18 protein-coding genes are annotated in these 16,563 nt (G+C 68.9%); 6 read left to right on the forward strand and 12 right to left on the reverse strand.

The genetic code is table 11. From position 1 onward, the window contains the following. Position 1: 1 nt before the first annotated feature. The 12 genes from mraY to AX708_RS14000 all read right to left on the reverse strand — a co-directional run bounded on the left by mraY (position 2) and on the right by AX708_RS14000 (position 11,191). The gene (mraY, locus tag AX708_RS13945; protein ID WP_066526904.1) at positions 2–1,072 is read right to left on the reverse strand and encodes a phospho-N-acetylmuramoyl-pentapeptide-transferase; all 1,071 of its coding nucleotides are present in this window, start codon (positions 1,070–1,072) and stop codon (positions 2–4) included. Between the two features lie 49 nt (positions 1,073–1,121). Beyond that, positions 1,122–2,594, reverse strand: coding sequence for a UDP-N-acetylmuramoyl-tripeptide--D-alanyl-D-alanine ligase (murF, locus tag AX708_RS13950; RefSeq protein WP_066526899.1), 1,473 nt, complete (start codon positions 2,592–2,594; stop codon positions 1,122–1,124). Continuing rightward, positions 2,595–4,064 (reverse strand): UDP-N-acetylmuramoyl-L-alanyl-D-glutamate--2,6-diaminopimelate ligase, encoded by a 1,470-nt coding sequence (locus AX708_RS13955; RefSeq protein ID WP_066526896.1) that lies wholly within the window; start codon positions 4,062–4,064, stop codon positions 2,595–2,597. Beyond that, on the reverse strand, positions 4,061–5,818 hold the full coding sequence (locus AX708_RS13960) for a penicillin-binding protein 2 (RefSeq protein ID WP_082745457.1): 1,758 nt from the start codon (positions 5,816–5,818) through the stop codon (positions 4,061–4,063). Before AX708_RS13960 ends, AX708_RS13955 begins: the two co-directional genes overlap by 4 nt. Continuing rightward, positions 5,815–6,372: a hypothetical protein gene (locus AX708_RS13965; RefSeq protein WP_066526894.1), complete on the reverse strand. Its 558-nt coding sequence runs from the start codon at positions 6,370–6,372 to the stop codon at positions 5,815–5,817. The genes AX708_RS13960 and AX708_RS13965 overlap by 4 nt, the downstream gene beginning before the upstream one ends. Further along, positions 6,369–7,313, reverse strand: coding sequence for a 16S rRNA (cytosine(1402)-N(4))-methyltransferase RsmH (gene rsmH / locus AX708_RS13970; protein WP_066526891.1), 945 nt, complete (start codon positions 7,311–7,313; stop codon positions 6,369–6,371). Before rsmH ends, AX708_RS13965 begins: the two co-directional genes overlap by 4 nt. Continuing rightward, the gene (locus tag AX708_RS13975) at positions 7,310–7,807 is read right to left on the reverse strand and encodes a division/cell wall cluster transcriptional repressor MraZ (RefSeq protein WP_197425935.1); all 498 of its coding nucleotides are present in this window, start codon (positions 7,805–7,807) and stop codon (positions 7,310–7,312) included. The genes rsmH and AX708_RS13975 overlap by 4 nt, the downstream gene beginning before the upstream one ends. Positions 7,808–8,222: 415 nt before the next feature. Beyond that, complete coding sequence (locus AX708_RS13980; RefSeq protein WP_066526876.1) at positions 8,223–9,014, reverse strand: hypothetical protein; 792 nt, start codon at positions 9,012–9,014, stop codon at positions 8,223–8,225. Beyond that, positions 8,995–9,417, reverse strand: a complete 423-nt coding sequence (locus tag AX708_RS13985) for a hypothetical protein (RefSeq protein WP_066526874.1) — start codon at positions 9,415–9,417, stop codon at positions 8,995–8,997. Before AX708_RS13985 ends, AX708_RS13980 begins: the two co-directional genes overlap by 20 nt. Then, positions 9,414–10,436: a cysteine synthase A gene (locus AX708_RS13990; RefSeq protein ID WP_066526872.1), complete on the reverse strand. Its 1,023-nt coding sequence runs from the start codon at positions 10,434–10,436 to the stop codon at positions 9,414–9,416. Before AX708_RS13990 ends, AX708_RS13985 begins: the two co-directional genes overlap by 4 nt. Positions 10,437–10,484: 48 nt before the next feature. Continuing rightward, a complete protein-coding gene (locus AX708_RS13995; protein WP_082745459.1) occupies positions 10,485–10,856 on the reverse strand; it encodes a DUF1905 domain-containing protein in 372 nt (123 codons plus the stop codon). Between the two features lie 17 nt (positions 10,857–10,873). Beyond that, entirely contained in the window at positions 10,874–11,191 is a 318-nt protein-coding gene (locus tag AX708_RS14000; RefSeq protein ID WP_066526870.1) for a 2Fe-2S iron-sulfur cluster-binding protein, read from the reverse strand. Between the two features lie 107 nt (positions 11,192–11,298). Here AX708_RS14000 and AX708_RS14005 point away from each other — a divergent pair, with 107 nt between their 5' ends. The 6 genes from AX708_RS14005 to AX708_RS14030 all read left to right on the forward strand — a co-directional run bounded on the left by AX708_RS14005 (position 11,299) and on the right by AX708_RS14030 (position 16,557). After that, positions 11,299–11,916 (forward strand): DNA-3-methyladenine glycosylase, encoded by a 618-nt coding sequence (locus tag AX708_RS14005; RefSeq protein ID WP_066526868.1) that lies wholly within the window; start codon positions 11,299–11,301, stop codon positions 11,914–11,916. A 136-nt stretch (positions 11,917–12,052) separates the two neighbouring features. Continuing rightward, complete coding sequence (locus tag AX708_RS14010) at positions 12,053–13,885, forward strand: asparagine synthase-related protein (protein ID WP_067490271.1); 1,833 nt, start codon at positions 12,053–12,055, stop codon at positions 13,883–13,885. Positions 13,886–13,898: 13 nt separating this feature from the next. Continuing rightward, positions 13,899–14,864: an HPr kinase/phosphorylase gene (locus AX708_RS14015; protein WP_066526863.1), complete on the forward strand. Its 966-nt coding sequence runs from the start codon at positions 13,899–13,901 to the stop codon at positions 14,862–14,864. Continuing rightward, the gene (locus tag AX708_RS14020; RefSeq protein WP_066526859.1) at positions 14,864–15,793 is read left to right on the forward strand and encodes a sulfotransferase domain-containing protein; all 930 of its coding nucleotides are present in this window, start codon (positions 14,864–14,866) and stop codon (positions 15,791–15,793) included. Before AX708_RS14015 ends, AX708_RS14020 begins: the two co-directional genes overlap by 1 nt. Positions 15,794–15,803: 10 nt before the next feature. Continuing rightward, complete coding sequence (locus AX708_RS14025) at positions 15,804–16,070, forward strand: PqqD family protein (protein WP_066526858.1); 267 nt, start codon at positions 15,804–15,806, stop codon at positions 16,068–16,070. Next, complete coding sequence (locus AX708_RS14030; RefSeq protein ID WP_156443300.1) at positions 16,054–16,557, forward strand: lasso peptide biosynthesis B2 protein; 504 nt, start codon at positions 16,054–16,056, stop codon at positions 16,555–16,557. Before AX708_RS14025 ends, AX708_RS14030 begins: the two co-directional genes overlap by 17 nt. The last annotated feature ends 6 nt before the right edge of the window (positions 16,558–16,563 follow it).

Below are 16,563 nucleotides of genomic sequence, written 5' to 3' on the forward strand. Positions count from 1 at the left end.
CCTACCGCAGCTTCAGCGTCGACAGCCCGATCAGCGCGAGCACGATGGCGATGATCCAGAACCGGATCACGACCTTGCTCTCGCTCCAGCCAAGCTGTTCGAAGTGGTGGTGGATCGGCGCCATCTTGAAGACCCGGCGGCCGGTGCGCTTGAACCAGAAGACCTGCACGATGACGCTCACCGCCTCGAGCACGAACAGCCCGCCGACGATGGCGAGCACGACTTCATGGTGCGAGGCGACCGCAATCGCGCCCAGCGCGCCGCCAAGGGCCAGCGAGCCGGTGTCGCCCATGAACACCGCCGCGGGCGGCGCGTTGAACCAAAGGAAGGCGAGCCCCGCTCCCATGATCGCCGCGCAGAAGATCGCCAGCTCGCCCGCGCCGGGAACGTGCGGGATGCCGAGATAGGCCGAGAAGTCCGCCCGCCCCGCCAGATAGGCGATGATCGCGAAGGTGCCGGCGGCGATGATGACGGGCATGATGGCGAGGCCATCGAGCCCGTCGGTGAGGTTCACCGCATTGCCCGCGCCCACGATCACGAAGGCGGCGAAAACGTAATAGGCCGGCCCGAGCGGGATCGAGACCCCGGTGAGGAAGGGCAGGTAGAGGTTGGTGTTGATCTGGCTGACGATCAGCCAGCTCGCCACCCCCGCGACCACGAATTCGCCTAGCAGCCGCACACGTGCGGGGACGCCCGCATGGCTGTTCTTGGCGACCTTGTCGTAATCGTCGAGAAAGCCGATCACCCCGAAGCCGATCGTCACCGCAAGGCAGGCCCAGACGAAGGGGCTGCTGAGGTCCATCCAGATCAGCAGCGAAAGCGACAGTGCCACAAGGATCATCAGCCCGCCCATCGTCGGCGTGCCGCGCTTGGCGAGGTGCGATTGCGGGCCGTCGAGCCGGATCGGCTGGCCCTTGCCCTGACGCACGCGCAACAGGTTGATGAAGCGCGGGCCGATCAAAAGGCCGATGACCAGCGCTGTCATCAGCGTCGCGCCCGCACGGAAGCTCTGGTATCGCACCAGATTGAGGATGCCTTCGAAGCCAAGCCACTCGGCAAGCAGGTATAGCATTCAGTCGTCCTTTGGTGCCTGTGGCCGGGCCTGAGCCTCCGGATGCGCCTTACGCGCGGGCATTCTCGATAAAATGTGACACCAGCCTGCCGAGCCCCACCGAATTGGACCCCTTGACCAGCACCGCATCCCCATGAGCGAGGCCGAACTGCCCGAGCAGCGCAATCGCCTCGGCAGGCCCCTCGCAATGGGCGAAGCTCGGGGCCTTGCCAAGCGGCGTCCCGGCGAATTTCCCCAGTTCCTCGGCCAGCGCGCGCATCTCGGCGCCGACGAGGATCGCATGGGTGACGCCCGCCTCGGCAATGGGTTCGGCGAGCTGGCGGTGGAAGGCGTCGGAAAAGTCGCCCAGTTCCTTCATGCTGCCCAGCACCGCGAGCCGCCGCGTGGCGGGCGTGGCAGCCAGCGCCTTTAGCGTCGCGCGCATCGAGGCGGGGTTGGCATTGTAGCTCTCGTCGATCAGCAGCGCAGGTCCGCCCCGGGCTGCAATGGTGTGCCGCGCGCCGCGCCCCTTGAGGCCGCCCATCTCGGCGAGCGCAAGGCCGGCGCTGGCAAGGTCGCCGCCTGCCGCGCGGACTGCCGCCATGACGCCCAGCGAGTTGACGATCCAGTGCTCGCCCGGCTCGGCGATGGTGTAGCAGATGCGCCGGTCGCCCAGGTCGGCGGTCACCAGCGACCCGCCGCCCGCCGCCGGGATCGCATCGAGCAGCCGCACGTCGGCGGTCTTGGCGCGGCCGAAGGTCACGACCTTGGCCCCGCAGGCGAGCGCGTGACTGATCATCCGCTCGGCCCATTCGCTGTCGGCAGGGATGATCGCGACGCCCCCTTCGACCAGGCCGGTGAAGATCTGCGACTTCTCGTCGGCGATGGCCTCGAGACTGCCGAGGTTTTCGATATGCGCGGGCGCGATGGTGGTGATGAGCGCGACATGGGGGCGGGCATGGGCGGCGAGCGGCGCGATTTCGCCCGCGTGGTTCATACCCATCTCGAACACGCCGAACTTCGCTCGGGCGGGCAGCCGCGCGAGGCTGAGCGGCACGCCGACATGGTTGTTGTAGCTGCGCACGCTGCGATGCGCGGCGCCCCGGCTGGCGCGGTCGAGACAGGCGAAGATCGCCTCTTTCATCCCGGTCTTGCCGACCGATCCGGTGATTCCGATCCGCACGGCCTCCACAGCACGGTCGCGCGCGGCGCGGGCGAGATCGTGGAGCGCCTGCGTGGTGTCGGCGACCAGCACGTGGGGGAAATCCACCGGACGGTCGACGATGGCCGCAACAGCGCCCTTGGCAAAAGCGGCCTCGATGAAGCGATGGCCGTCCATCGCCTCGCCCTTCAGCGCCACGAAGACATCGCCGGGCTTCACGTCGCGCGAATCCATCTCGACGCCGCTCGCCTGGAAATCGGCGCTGGCGGTGCCGCCTGTAGCCGCGGCGATTTCGGGGGCGGTCCACAGCGCCATCGGCAGCGCATCGCGCGCCGTGACGGGCCACTGGTGCAGCATCGGGTGAGCGAGCGGCATGTTCATTCAGCAAGCTCCCCCGGCGCATTCGCGCGCCACTTCGACATCGTCGAAAGCCTCGATCCGCATGTTTTCTCCAGACCCGAATATTTGTCCCTGCTCGTGGCCTTTCCCGGCGATGAGCACAATGTCGCTTGCCCCGGCTTCCCCAATCGCGGCGGCGATGGCAGCGCGGCGGTCACCGATTTCGCGAGTGTTGCTCCCTGCACCCGCCAGAATCTCTGCGCGGATGGCTGCGGGGTCTTCGGAGCGCGGGTTGTCATCGGTGACGATGGCGAGGTCGGCGGCGCGCGCGGCGACTTCGCCCATTTGCGGGCGCTTGCCCGCGTCACGATCCCCGCCCGCGCCGAACACCACGATCAGGCGGCCGCCCGGAGCGACATGCGGGCGCAGCGCGGCAATGGCGGCCTCGAGCGCATCGGGGGTGTGAGCGTAGTCGACATAGGCGGGCGCCCCTTGCGCATTGAGTGCGGCGCGCTCCAGCCGCCCGCGCACCGGCTGGAGCCGGGTCAGCGCATCGAAGGTCGCGGAGGCCGGCACGCCCGTCGCGAGCGCGAGCCCCGCCGCAACGAGCGCGTTCGCCGCCTGATAGGCCCCGATCAGCGGCAGATTGACCTTCCGCGTCTCGCCTTGATGTTCGATGTGAAGAAGCTGCCCCAACTGCCCGGGCTCGCGCGCGGCGAGGCGCAGGAAGTCCCCGCCCTCGCCCACGGTCAGCACCTTGAGGCCCCGCGCCTGGCCTTGCGCGATCGCCTTGGCGGTCCACTCCGACTCGTCGCCCGCATCATGGATCACCACGGGCGAGCCCGGCGCGACGACCTCGGTGAACAGCCGCATCTTGGCCGCGAAATAGGCCTCCATCGTGCCGTGATAATCGAGATGGTCGCGGCTGAAATTGGTGAAGGCGGCGGCCGAGACCGTCGGCCCCTCGCCCCGGTACTGGTCGAGGCCGTGGCTGGAAGCCTCGTAAGCGACGTGGCTCACGCCCTCGCGCGCGAGCCCGGCCATGTTGGCGAGGAAGGTGACGATGTCGGGCGTGGTGAGTCCGGTCGACACGCTCCCGTCAGGGGTGGTGACGCCGAGCGTCCCGATGCTCGCCGCGCGCTCGCCCGCCATGCGCCAGATCTGGCGGGTCATTTCGACACTCGAGGTCTTGCCGTTGGTCCCCGTCACCGCGACGATGACGCTCGGATAAGGAGAAAAAAAGCCCGCGGCGAGGCGCGCGAAGGCACGTCGGGGGTTGACGTCGGTAAGGTGGAGCGCTCCCTCGACGCGGGCTTGCGGACGGGCAACGACGGCAATCGCGCCCGCACGAATTGCGGCGGGGATGAAATCCTCGCCATTGACGGTGGCGCCTTCGAAGGCACCGAAGATGGTTCCGGGGGCGACCTTGCGGTGGTCGATGGCAAAGCCGGTGACGGCCTGATCGCCGTCCCCCGCAAGCCCCGCCTGCGCCAGCAGATCGCCGAGCCTCATTGCGTCTCGCCTCCCACCAGGTAGCGCAGGTCCGAGATGTCGACATCGCGGCTGTCGTCGGGCTGGACGCCCAGCATCGGGCCGATGCGCGGCACCAGCTTGCCGACGATCGGCGCCGAGGTGAAGGCAGCGGTGCGCTGGAAGCTCGAGGCCATGGTGCCCTTGGGCTCGTCGACGACGACCACCACGACATAGCGCGGCGCTTCCATAGGGAAGGCGGCGGCAAAAGATGAGACCAGCGCGGTCTTGTTGTATCCGCCCACGCCAGCCTTCTCGGCCGAGCCGGTCTTGCCGCCCACGCGGTAACCGGGCGCATCGGCGCTCTTGCCGGTGCCGTAGAGCGAGATCATCCGCAGCAGCTGGCGCATGCGCGAGGAGGTCGATTCCTTGAACACCCGCCGCCCGCGCGGCACATCGGCCGGCGCGAGCTTCATCAGCGTCGCCGGGCGCCAGATCCCGCCATTGACCATCGCCGCATAGGCGCTCGCCAGATGCAGCGGGGTCACCGCAAGGCCATGACCGAAGCCGACCGTCATGGTCGTCGCGCGGTCCCAGTTGCCCTTGCGCCAGAGCGGCATGCCCCGGGCGGGCAGTTCGATGAACGGACGGCGGTCCATGCCCAGATCAATCATGGAACGGCGCAGGCGTTCCGCGCCCATTTCATCGGCGACCCGCGCGGTGACGGTGTTGGAGGAATGAACCAGCGCCTGCGGCACGTTGAGGCTTGCGCCCATGTCGTGCGAATCCTTGATCGTGCGGCTGCCCACCGGCACGGGCGCCGCATTCCACGGGCGCGCCAGATCGCGCACCACGCCCGCATCGATCGCGGCGGCCACGGTCAGCGGCTTGAAGGTCGAGCCGAGCTCGTAAACCCCGTTGGTGGCGCGGTTGAAGACATTGACCGCGCCGCTCGCGCCTGCGGTGTTGGGATCGAATTCGGGCAAGGACGCCATCGCCATGACCTCGCCGGTGTCGACATCGAGCACCAGCCCCGCTGCGCCCAGCGCATTGGTCGCCAGCATCCCGCGGCGCAGCTCGTCCTCGAGCGCGCCCTGCACCCGCACGTCGATCGACAGCGCCACCGGTGCGTTGCGCAGATCGGGGTTGCTGAGCTGCTTGTCGAGCACCTGCTCCATCCCGGTCTGCCCGCCCTTGCCCTCGACCACATAGCCGAGGATATGCGCGGCGAGCGTGCCTTGCGGGTAGTAGCGATCGGTCTCGCGCGGGATCTCGAGCGCGATTTCGCCCAGCGCGAAGACGCGGTTGGCCTCTTCGGGCAGCAGGCGGCGTCGCAGGTAGCCGGGCTTGCCCGAGGCGAGGCGCTTGGCCATGCGGGCCTCGTCGATATCGGGGAAGATTTCCTTGAGCGCGCGCGCGACTTCCTGCGGCGAGCGCACCAGCGGCGAGCCCTTGTCACCCATTGCCTCGGGATCGAACCACAAGGAATAGGCGGGAAAGGCACGCGCCAGCGGGGCGCCGTTGCGATCGGTGATCTCGCCGCGCGGGGGGAGCAGCGCCTCTTCCAGACTGGTGCGCTGCGGGGCCTGCCCGCCGAGCCCGAGCGTGGCGATCCGCAGCAGCGCGATGAGGGCAATCGCGCCGAACCCGCCGAGCAGCCACAACACGCGCAGCCGCGCCGACCACAGCATCTGCGCGCGCAGGCCCGCGCTCGGCAGGCGGCCGGCGGGAATGACCGGGGTCGCGGCGTGGACGGTGCCGAGCGAGACGGCCATGCGGGCCGTCAGCGCGTTCATTCGCCGACCCCCTTGGCAGCCGCGGCAGGCTTGCCGCCGCGCGGCGGGGTTTCGGCGCGCGCAGGGCGGATCGGCGAGGCCTCGATCAGGAAATCCCCGAAGGCATCGGCGAACACCGCGCCGGCATCCTTCTCGGCAGCTGCCGAAGCGAGCGTCACCTTCTCGCCCGAGACCGGCGAGCGCATCGGGGCGTCGGCGGCGGCAACATCGGCCGCATCGGCGCTGGCCAGACGGATCGGCGAGGGCGCATCGGGCCCGCGCACTTCGCCTAGGCTCGCCAGCTGGCGCTCGCCCTCGAGGAACTGCCCGGCGCGTGGGGCCTCGTAGCCGAATTCGACCGCGTTCCACTCCGCCAGCTGGCGCTGGCTGGCGCGGGTCTCGAACTCGGTTTCGAGCAGCACGGTCTCGCGCTGCAAGGCGATCAGTTGGCGTTCGGCGAGCAGCACCTCGCTGCGGACCGCGTGCACCTTGAAGCTCAGCACCACCACAGCCGCGAAGCAGATCGCAAGGACGGCGGCCCAGCCGAGCGAACGGGCCTGAGTGCTGGTCATCATGCGGCGAGACTCCTCGGCGGCGCGCCGGTGCGGGTGGCATGGCGCAGGGTGGACGAACGGGCGCGCGGGTTGCGGGCGATCTCGACCTCTGAAGGACGGATAGCCTTGGAAAGCTGCGCGAAGGTGGGCGGCGGCCCCGGGATTTCCCCGGGCAGGTGGCGCGAAACCGCACGGCCCGCGCCGCTCGCCGCCTTGAGGAACTGCTTGACGATGCGGTCCTCGAGGCTGTGGAAGCTGACCACGGCGAGGATCCCGCCCTCGGCGAGCAGCGCCTCGGCGGCGGCAAGGCCGGCCTCGAGCTCGCCGAGCTCGTCGTTCACATGGATGCGCACCGCCTGGAAGGTGCGGGTGGCGGGGTCCGTCTTGTCATGCGGCTTGTGGCCCAGCGCGCGGCGCACCACGCGGGCAAGCTCGCCGGTGGTCGCGAGCGGGCGTGCGGCGACGATCGCGCGGGCGACGCGGCGCGACTGGCGCTCCTCGCCATATTGGTAGAGCACGTCCGCGATCGCTTCCTCGTCCGCCGTGTTGAGGAAATCTGCGGCGCTTTCCCCGTCCTGGCTCATGCGCATGTCGAGCGGGCCGTCGTGCATGAAGGCGAACCCGCGCTCGCCCTGGTCGAGCTGCATCGAGGAGACGCCGATGTCCATCACCACCGCATCGACCCGGGCAATGCCGATGGCAGCAAGTTCGGCGCGCATCGCGGAGAAGCGCGCGGGGTGCAGCGCGAGGCGGCCCTCGTAACGGGCGACGAGCGCCTGCCCGGCGGCGATGGCATCGGGATCGCGGTCGAAGGCGTGGACGCTCGCGCCCGCATCGAGCAGGGCGGTGGTGTAGCCGCCCGCACCGAAGGTCGCATCGACGATAGTCATGCCCGGGCGCGGCTGGATGGCCGCGACGACCTCGTCGAGCAGCACGGGGATGTGGGGCGCAGGCGCGCTCATTCGCCGCCCCCCTTCTTTGCAGCTGCCATCAGGCGCGCGCAGGCCGCCTGCGCGCTCTTCCACTCGGGGCCCATCTGGCGGAGCTGCTCGGGCGCCCAGACGAAGAAGAACTTGCCTGAGCCCTGGAAGTAGAGCCCGCTTTCGACCTTACCGAGATCGCGCAGATATTCAGGCATGACGAAGCGGCCGCTCTCGTCGAAGGGCAGCTGCTCGAAGCCGAACAGCTGCGCGGCGCGGACGTCGCGGTCGAATTCGGTGTTCTTCAGGTCGCGCGCGGCGGCGGCTTCCTCGTCAAGCTCGCGGTGGAGTTCCTCGATGCGCGACAGGCCAAAGCCCATCAGGCAGTCATATCTGGCATGGGCGGCAAGGCAGAGGGTCTTCGCCCCGCCCGAGCTTTCCTTGACCGCCTTGCGGAAGGCCGGAGGCAGGACAAAGCGGCCCTTGTCGCCCGCAGGCGACCAGGCTTGGCCACTATATCCCAAAAAAGCAGACACGGGCCTGCGTTCCCCTCTCACCCCAAGCGGACGCGGCCTTGCGGCCCGCCCGCGCCAATGACGCGCTCAAATTCCCCCGGACACGCCTCTCCCGTCCCCGACCGCGCGCACGCGAGCGGGTCGTCCGGCCCCCACCGGGCGGACGCGAGACATACAGGCATGTCTGATGGACCCCGGTCATATCGGGGAAGGCATGGGGATGGAAGGGATTTTTCGGGGATTTTACGGGAAAACTAGTTAAATCTTTGAATTATATACTTTTCAACTTCACCCCTAGGTCATTCGACATAAGCGCACCTGCCGCCAAACACCTGATTTTCGCGGAACAAACCATGTCCTTCCCGTGGTTTTCCCGTGCTTTCCCGTTCCCGCCCGCGACTCCGAGTGGATTCTTCCCGCATATTCCCCAAGCCGCTCATCCCAGCACCCCGGCGACCAGTGCGCGCAAGCCTGCCCCGCCCTCGCCTGCCTGTTCTTCATGTTCGAAGATCGCGGCATCGGCGAGCAGCGTGACCTTGCCCTTGCCGATCCGGCAGGTCGCCATGATGCTGCTACCGCCTGCCAGCGCGCATTGCTTCGCGCCATCAGGCAGGATTCTGACGAGGCCGGGGTGCGCGAAGGGCAGCACGATCCCGCCCGGTAGATCGCGGGTGCCGTAGTAGGCTTCCTCGGTCTCGTGGGCGCCGTAGCTGATCTCCATCCCCCAGCGCGCCACCACCGGCGGGATCAGCGCCGTATCGGCGGGGCGGCGCGGATCGCCGAGCGGCAGATCGTACTCCCCGGTGAGGAAGGGATCGAGCACCAGCAGCACATGCCCCCCGCCCCGCACCCAATTGTCGAGTGCGACATTGTCGGCCGGCGAAAGCCCGCGCGGCTGGATCACCGCCAGCCGGGTCAGCCCGGCAAGCGGGTCGGTCGCCGGGGCATCGGGCGTGAGGCCGGGGACGGGCGCGAGGCTGTCGAGCGGCTCGATTGCATAGGCCGCCTCCAGCGCCACGCGCTGCCACGGCGGCGGGGCGCGGCCCGCGGCGATCTCCTCCACGCCGGCGCCGAGCGGCCAGTAGAGCGGCAGGCTGGTCATCAGCCCGAGCCTTTCGCGCGGGGCGGGACTTTCCGGCGCAGCAGGCGCGGCGGGCGCTCGATCACACCCGCTCGCCAGCAGCGCGAGCAGCGCCGCGGCGAGCGCGCTATTGCGACGGCGCGGCATTGCCCGGAGCGCGCTGGCCCGGCGGGGGCGGCAGGTCGAGCGGCTTGACGCTCGGCGAAGGACTCGGCTCGGCGGCGATATCGGGCACCACGCCCGCGTCCGCCAGCGGATTGGCCTGTGCGGGCGCCGCGCTCGGTTCGGTTGTGGGCGCGGCCTCGGGCGGGGCGAGCTTGTCGTTGCGCTCGGCCTGGCCGCCGATGATGCTGGCAAGTCCCACCAGCAGCACCATCGACCCGATCCCGAACACCCCGACCTGCAGCCGCTGCATCGCCTCGGCGCGGACGGTGGCGGGCGGCGGGAGATCGTCGGGCGTGCCGGGCACCTCGCTCGGCGCGGCGGAGGGGCGGAACAGGCTGCGCTGGTTCATCCGCCGCATCCGTTCGCGCCACGAAAGCCCGCTCATGCTGCGGCTCCCTGCTTGAGCCAGTCGAACGCCGGCAGCCCCTTGGAGGCCAGCCATTCGGGGTTGTAGAGCGTCGAGAGATAGCGGAAGCCGGTGTCGCACAGGATGGTGACGATCTGCGGGTTTGCGCGTCCCTCGGCGACCAGCTCGCGGCCCAGCGCCACCGCGCCCGCGACATTGATGCCCGAGGAAAGGCCAAGGCACAGGCCCTCCTCGCGCAGCAGCCGCGCGACCCATTGGAGGCCCTCCTCGTCGGAGATGCGGTATTGCGTGTCGATCGGCGCGCCTTCGAGGTTGGCGGTGATCCGCCCCTGCCCGATCCCCTCGGCGACCGAGGACCCCTCGGCCAGCAATTCGCCCTTGGCGTAGTAGTTGTAGAGCGCCGCGCCGTGCGGGTCGGTGAGCGCGATGCGGATATCGGGGTTCTTCTCCTTCAGCCCCATGCCGACCCCGGCGATGGTCCCGCCGGTGCCCGCCGCGCAGGTGAAGCCGTCGACGCGGCCTTCGGTCTGCTCCCAGATCTCCTGCGAGGTGCCCTCGATATGCGCCTTGCGGTTGGCGACATTGTCGAACTGCCCGGCCCAGACCGCGCCCGGCGTCTCCTCGGCCATCCGGCGCGAGACGTGCTGGAAGTGGCCGGGATCGGAATATTTGGTAGGCGGCACCAGCACCAACTGCGCACCCAGCGCGCGCAAGGTGTCCATCTTCTCCTTGGACTGGTTGTCGGGCATGACGATGATCGTCTTGTAGCCCAGCGCATTGGCGACCAGCGCAATACCGATGCCGGTGTTGCCTGCCGTCCCCTCGATCACCGTGCCGCCGGGCTTGAGCTCGCCGCGGCTCTCCGCATCGCGGATCATCCACAAGGCCGCGCGGTCCTTCACCGAGGAGCCGGGGTTGGCGAATTCGCACTTGCCGTAAATGTCGCAGCCAGCCGCCGCGCTGGGCCCGGCGAGGCGGACGAGGGGAGTATTGCCGATCAGGGCGAGCGTGTCGCCGAAGGGGCGGGTGATGTTCATGGGATATGAGTTAGGCGTTCGCAGCGGCCGCCGCAACGGCGAAGGCGATCAGGCGAGCGTCAGCACCGCCTCGACCACCGTGCCCTCGGCGATCTTCTCGGCCTTGCGCACCGCGGCCTTGAGCGGCAGCAGCCAGCCGCCGTGGGCCTTGGAAGGGAACAACGAGGTGCGCCATGTGGTGCCGCCGATCGTGGCCTCGATCCGCACCGAGCCCCAGGCGTCGGCCTTGCTGGCAGACGCCCGGATCGCACCCGCCGTCTCGCCGTCGATCACGAGGAAATACCACGAGCCCTTGGCGGGTGCGCCGTCCGCACCCTGCCACAGCCACACGCCCCCGCTAACGGCCCAGGGCCCGGCACCGGAGCCCTCCGGCACGACGCCCAATTCGTCGCGCAGGAAACGGGCGAGGTCAGCGTCCACCGCCTCGCCTCGCGCGATCAATCTTCCGGAGCGATGGTGACGTGGAGCCCGTCCAGTTCTGCCGTGAACGGGATCTGGCACGACAGGCGCGAGGTCGGCGCGCGGTGATCAGAGGATTCGAGCAGGTCGTCCTCGTCTTCGCTGATCTTGGGCAGCTTGTCGGCGAAAGCCGGATCAACCACCACGTGGCAGGTCGCGCAGGAACAGCACCCGCCGCACAGCGCCAGCAGCTCGTCGAACCCGTTGTCGCGGATCGCTTCCATCACGGTGAGGCCATCGGCGACCTCGATCTCGCTGGTGGCGCCTTCGCGGTTGGTGACGACCAGTCTGGGCATGGACCTGAGTTCCTTTTCGAAGATCGGGCGCAAGAAAGCGCGCTGTGAGAGGTTCGCCCGCGCTGCTAAGATAGTCTGGCGACCAGTGCAAGTTAAGGAAAGTGCGAGTGGGCCTGTCAGCCGAAAAATTGCGTGAAGACCTCGATGCCTTGGCGGCGCGCGAGCCGCGGCTGGCGGCAGAATTGCAGCGCATCGGCTATCCCGAGCCGCGCCTGCGCGACCGCGGCTTCGTGACGATGCTGCGCACCATCGTCGGCCAGCAGGTCTCGGTCGCGGCGGCGGCTTCGATGTGGAGAAAGCTCGAGGGCGAACTGGGCGAAGGCTTCACGCCCGGCTGCCTCCTGAAGCGCGATTTCGACACGCTGCGTGCCTGCGGGCTCTCGCGCCAGAAGCAGGGCTATGCGCGCTCGCTGTGCGAGCTGGTGGAGGCAGGCGAGCTCGATTTCGGGGGGCTTCCGGCGGACGACGAGGAAGCGATCGCGCTCCTGACCCGGATCAAGGGCATCGGCCGCTGGTCGGCGGAGATCTACCTGCTGTTCGCCGAAGGGCGCCCCGATATCTGGCCCGCGGGCGACCTTGCGGTGCAGGAGGGGGTGAAGCGGCTGCTCGGCCTCGAAGAACGCCCGGCTGAAAAAGCCACCCGGGCCATCGCCGCGCCGTGGTCCCCCCAGCGAGGGAGCATGGCGATCTTCACCTGGCACTACTACGCCAATCCGGCGCTGTAATCCTGCCCCTTCGACAGGCCGCTGGACGGGGGCGGAAACCCCCGTTATTCAGCCTGCTAGGCCCTGCATTCGATAAGGGCGCAGAAGGTTTTTTGTCCGATTACCGGGCCGGGGCGTCGCCAGACATGAGATGTCAATGTTCTACCTTGGCATAGGCGTGGGCCGCGAGCCTAGCGCGCGCGGCATCGCCGAGGCTTTGCTGCCCCATGCCGAAGGACGCATCGAAACCCACACCGGCCACGGGTGCCATGCCGTCTCGGTCACACCCACAGCTTGGGGGGCGGCACGCCGCGAAATGCAGGTATGCGAGGAGGATGGCCTGGTGGCCTGCGCCTGGGCCCGGATCGACAACGCCCGCGATCTTGCCCGCGCGCTCGGCGATGAATCATTCGCGCTCGCCGCAGAAGCGCCGCGCCTCATCATCGCCGCCTACAGGAAGTGGGGCGAGGAGGCGCCGCGCCACCTCGAGGGCGATTTTGCCTTCGCCATCCATGATCCCGCGACCGGTACAATCTTCGCCGCGCGCGACGCCCTGGGGATCCGGCCGCTCTACTGGATAGAGGGCCAGTCGGGCGCGGCCGGGGCCTGCGCCACTTCGATCCCCGCCCTGCGACAGGCAGCGGGCCGATTGCACGGCATCGATCCGGACTGGGTCGCCCGGTTCATCGCCGGCGCATCGATGTCGTGCGAGGCGACCCCCTTTCCCGGAATCTCCAAGGTGCCGCGCGGGCACAGCCTGCGCCTCACTGCCGACGGCGCGCGCCTTTCGCGCTACCACGACCTCGCCGATGAGATCGGAGAGCCCACCGAGAGTGAGGCGGCTTTGCTCGAACGCTATCGCGATCTGCTCGACAAGGCGGTATCGGCACGCATGGCAGGGCACGGCGGCCTCGGGATCGAGATCAGCGGCGGGCTCGATTCCTCGACTGTTCTTGCTCTGGCCCTGCGCCATCAGGAAAGCGCGGGACGGCGGATCCACGGCTTCGGCTGGACGCGGCACGATCTGGAGGGGCCAGCGGTGATCGGCGTCAGCCAGCGGCTGGGTCTTGCGCATAATCACCTGCTTGCGGCCGAGACGGACCCGATCCCGCGCGACCGCGTGTGGTCGATCCTCGGCCATCCGGCAGAGCATGGATCGGCCACCCACCACTGGCCGATCTACACATTGGCACAGCAGCTTGGCGTGACAGGCTTGCTTTCGGGCTTTGGCGGCGATGAAGGGGTCACCAATTACGCGCCCAATTTCCCCCGCGAGATGCTGGACCGGCAGGCTTATCTCACGCTGTGGAAGGCGCTCGCCGCCAATCCCGTGCTGCGCACCGCGAAGTTCGTGCGCGCGGTGCTGCGGCGGGGCTCGGGCAGTTTCTATTCGCGCAGATTGAGCGAAGCCGCCCGCCAGCGCGTCGCGCTACTGCCCCTTACCCGTGACGCCATCGCGCGGCTTGCGATCGACGATCGGATCCAGAGCGACGCGCAATACGATGCGCCTTTTGCGACGGTGAAGGCCTTCAGCGCCCACATGCTGTCGCGCCCCTTCGTCTCGACGCGCACCGAAAGCTGTTCGCTGATCGCGGCGAACAACGGGGTCGAATATGCCTGGCCGCTGCTCGATCGGCGGCTGCTGGCCTGCTTTCTCAGGGCCCCGCCGACCAGCTTTTTCCGCGATGGCATGGGGCGCGCCCTCCACCGGCGCGCGGTGGCCGGCATCGTCCCGGACGAACGCCGCCTCGCCCCAAGCAAATATCTCGGCACCATTGTCGAGCCCCTGCATCGACCGGCGGTTGAGGCGCACAGCGAACGGGCAGGCAGTTTGCCGGACTGGACCGGCCTCGAGCCGATGGTGCAGGACCTTGTCGACCGCGAGAAGATGGACAACCTCGTCCGGAACGTCTCGGCGCCTGGCGCTGGGACGCGCCAATCGTTGCGTGCGCTGGGGGAAGTGAACCAATGGCTGGCAAGCAAACCATGAAGGGCGTCCCGCAATGACAAGCGTCACGACAGACGAACGCACCACGCCGGCTTCGACCGGCTACACCTACAGGGCCTGCGGCCTTGCCATCCGCAGCGACATTGCCCTGCCCGGCCTTCGTCCCGCCGCGCCCGGCACCGATGACGCGCCCGTCAGCATCACGCGCGGCGCAGTTTCCGCCAACCTCGACGCGCCGATCCTCAAGGCCGGCCCGAACTGGCAGCGCGGTGCAGATGCCTTCCTGCTCACGATCCCGGGGCTTGCCCGGTTCCTGATCAACGGCCGCGATGCGATCACCTACCAACCGGACGAGGGCATCGCGGCGGACGACCTGACCGCCTTTCTCACCGGCAGCGTGCTTGGGATCCTGTTGCACCTACGGCAATCGGTCGTGCTCCATGCCAGCGCCGTGCTGGTCGGCGAACAGGCGGTGCTGTTCTGCGGCGCGTCGGGTGCCGGCAAGTCGACCCTGAGCGCCGCGCTCGGCAAGCGCGGTTACCCGATGCTGAGCGATGACCTGTGCGTGCTCGCGCCGCGTCCCGACGGACGCCTGTGGGTCGAAAGCGATGGCCGCCAGCACAAGCTGTGGGAACGTTCGGTGCGCAGCCTCGATCTCGAGGAGCGTAAGGGTGCCGGCGTGCGCCACCAGATCAACAAGTTCTACGTCAGCCCGCAGGCCATCCACGCGGACGCGGCGCCGGTCGCCCGGCTTTACCAGCTGGTCGAGCAGCGCAACGGCCAGGCGCCGGGGATCGAGCCGCTGGCGCTCGCCGATGCGGCGATCACGGTGCGGCAGAACGCCTTCCGGCCGCGCATGATGTGGCAGCTCGAACAGAAGACCGATTACTTCCGCGTGGCGGCGCAGCTTTACGCGCAGGCGCGCATTGCCCGCTTTCGCCGGCCGTTCGATTTCGCCAGCCTCGACCACGGCCTCGACCTGCTCGAGAGCGACTGGGCGGTCGGGGAAGGCGACACCTGATGCCGCGCCCCTTCTGGCTCGCCTCCTATCCCAAATCGGGCAACACCTGGTTTCGCCTGGTGGTGGCCAACCTCCACGGCCCGCAGGACACCCCGGCAGACATCAACAACCTGCCCGAACGCGGCGGGATCGCCAGCGCCCGGCAGCCGTTCGACAACATCCTGCTGGTGGAATCCGGCCTGCTGACCCATGACGAGGTCGATCGCATGCGCCCGATGCTGCACCGTTTCATGGCGCAGGAGGACGACAGCGACTTCGCCGACCCGCTGCAGGCCCGCGAAGAGGAGGACCGCCTCGACGCGAAGGTCGGGCTGGTCAAGGTCCATGACAGCTACACCCTGACCGACAGGGGGGAGCCGGTGATGGGCGGGGCCGCGGCGGCAGGCGGCGCGATCGTGATCGTGCGCGATCCGCGCGATGTCGCCCCCTCGCTCGCCAACCATTCGGCACGCGACATCGACCGGGCGATTGCCGACATGGCAAACCCCGGCTTCGCCTTCTGCGCGGGCCCCAATGCCCAGCCCAACCAGCTGCGCCAGCAGCTCCAGAGCTGGAGCGCCTGGCACGCCAGCTGGCTCGATCAGAGGGATATTCCGGTGCATCTCGTCCGTTACGAGGACATGCAGGCCGATCCCGTGGCGACGATCGGCGCTGCGCTCGCCTTCGCGGGACGGCCTGCGTCGCGCGAGGCGCTCGAACGGGCGGTCGATCTGGCGCGGTTCGACCGTCTGCAGGCGATGGAAGCCGAAGCGGGGTTTCGCGAGGCCCCGCCGGGCCGCACCTTCTTCCGCCAGGGCAAGGCCGGGGGCTGGCAGAGCGAGCTCAGCGCAGATCAGGTCGCGCGCATCGAAAGCGACCACGCAGACATGATGGCACGGCTTGGCTATGCTGCGGCATCGCTACAGCCGGTCGCGGCCAGCAACGGATAGAGGAGGACGCGTGAAGTACCGGAAAAGCGAAAACTGGCTCGATGCCGCCGTGCAGGACGAAATGCTGCTGATGTGCTCGGAGACCGGCGCGTTCCGGTCGCTCAACGAGACGGGGGCGTTTCTGTGGCAGCAGCTCGATCATCCCCGCGCCGCGCCCGACCTTGCCGCCAGTCTCGCGGCCGAGTTCGCCGTCACCGAGGCGCAGGCGCTTGGAGACACCGAGGCCTGGCTGGCGGACATGGCGCAAGAAGGCATCATTTGTGCCGTGGACGGCTGACATGCCGCCGCGCCCGGCCCTGGACCGCAGCGGGTCTTGGCGGCGCCGGATCGCCTGGTGGATGCTGGTCGCCGAAGCGCTGATCCGGCTGACCGGGTTGAAACTGTTCCTGCTGGCCTATGGCGCCGAGCGCCAGCCGCGGCTCTACGGGCGGGCCAACCGGCCGGAGGTGGGGGCTGCCGCCAACGCCGCCTTTGATCTTGGCCCGGAGCAGGAGCGCATGGCGCGGCGGATCGGCAAGGCGATCGTGCGCGCGGAGGCGCTGTTGCCGTTCGACGTGGTGTGCCTGCCGCAGGCGCTGGTCGGGCGGCGGATGCTGCGCAACCGCGGCCTGCCCAGCGTGATGTTCTTCGGGGTCGAGCAAGGCAAGCCGATGAGCGCGGTGGGGACCCACGCCTGGCTCGTCGCGGGCGAGGCCAGAGTGACGGGCTTCCCGCAGGCGTCGCGCTATAACGTTTTCGCGTCCTACCTCGATCCGCGCGGCTGAGTCCCT

Origin of the sequence: Erythrobacter sp. CCH5-A1 (assembly GCF_001557115.1) — a bacterium.
In the GTDB taxonomy this organism is placed as follows: Bacteria; Pseudomonadota; Alphaproteobacteria; order Sphingomonadales; family Sphingomonadaceae; genus Erythrobacter.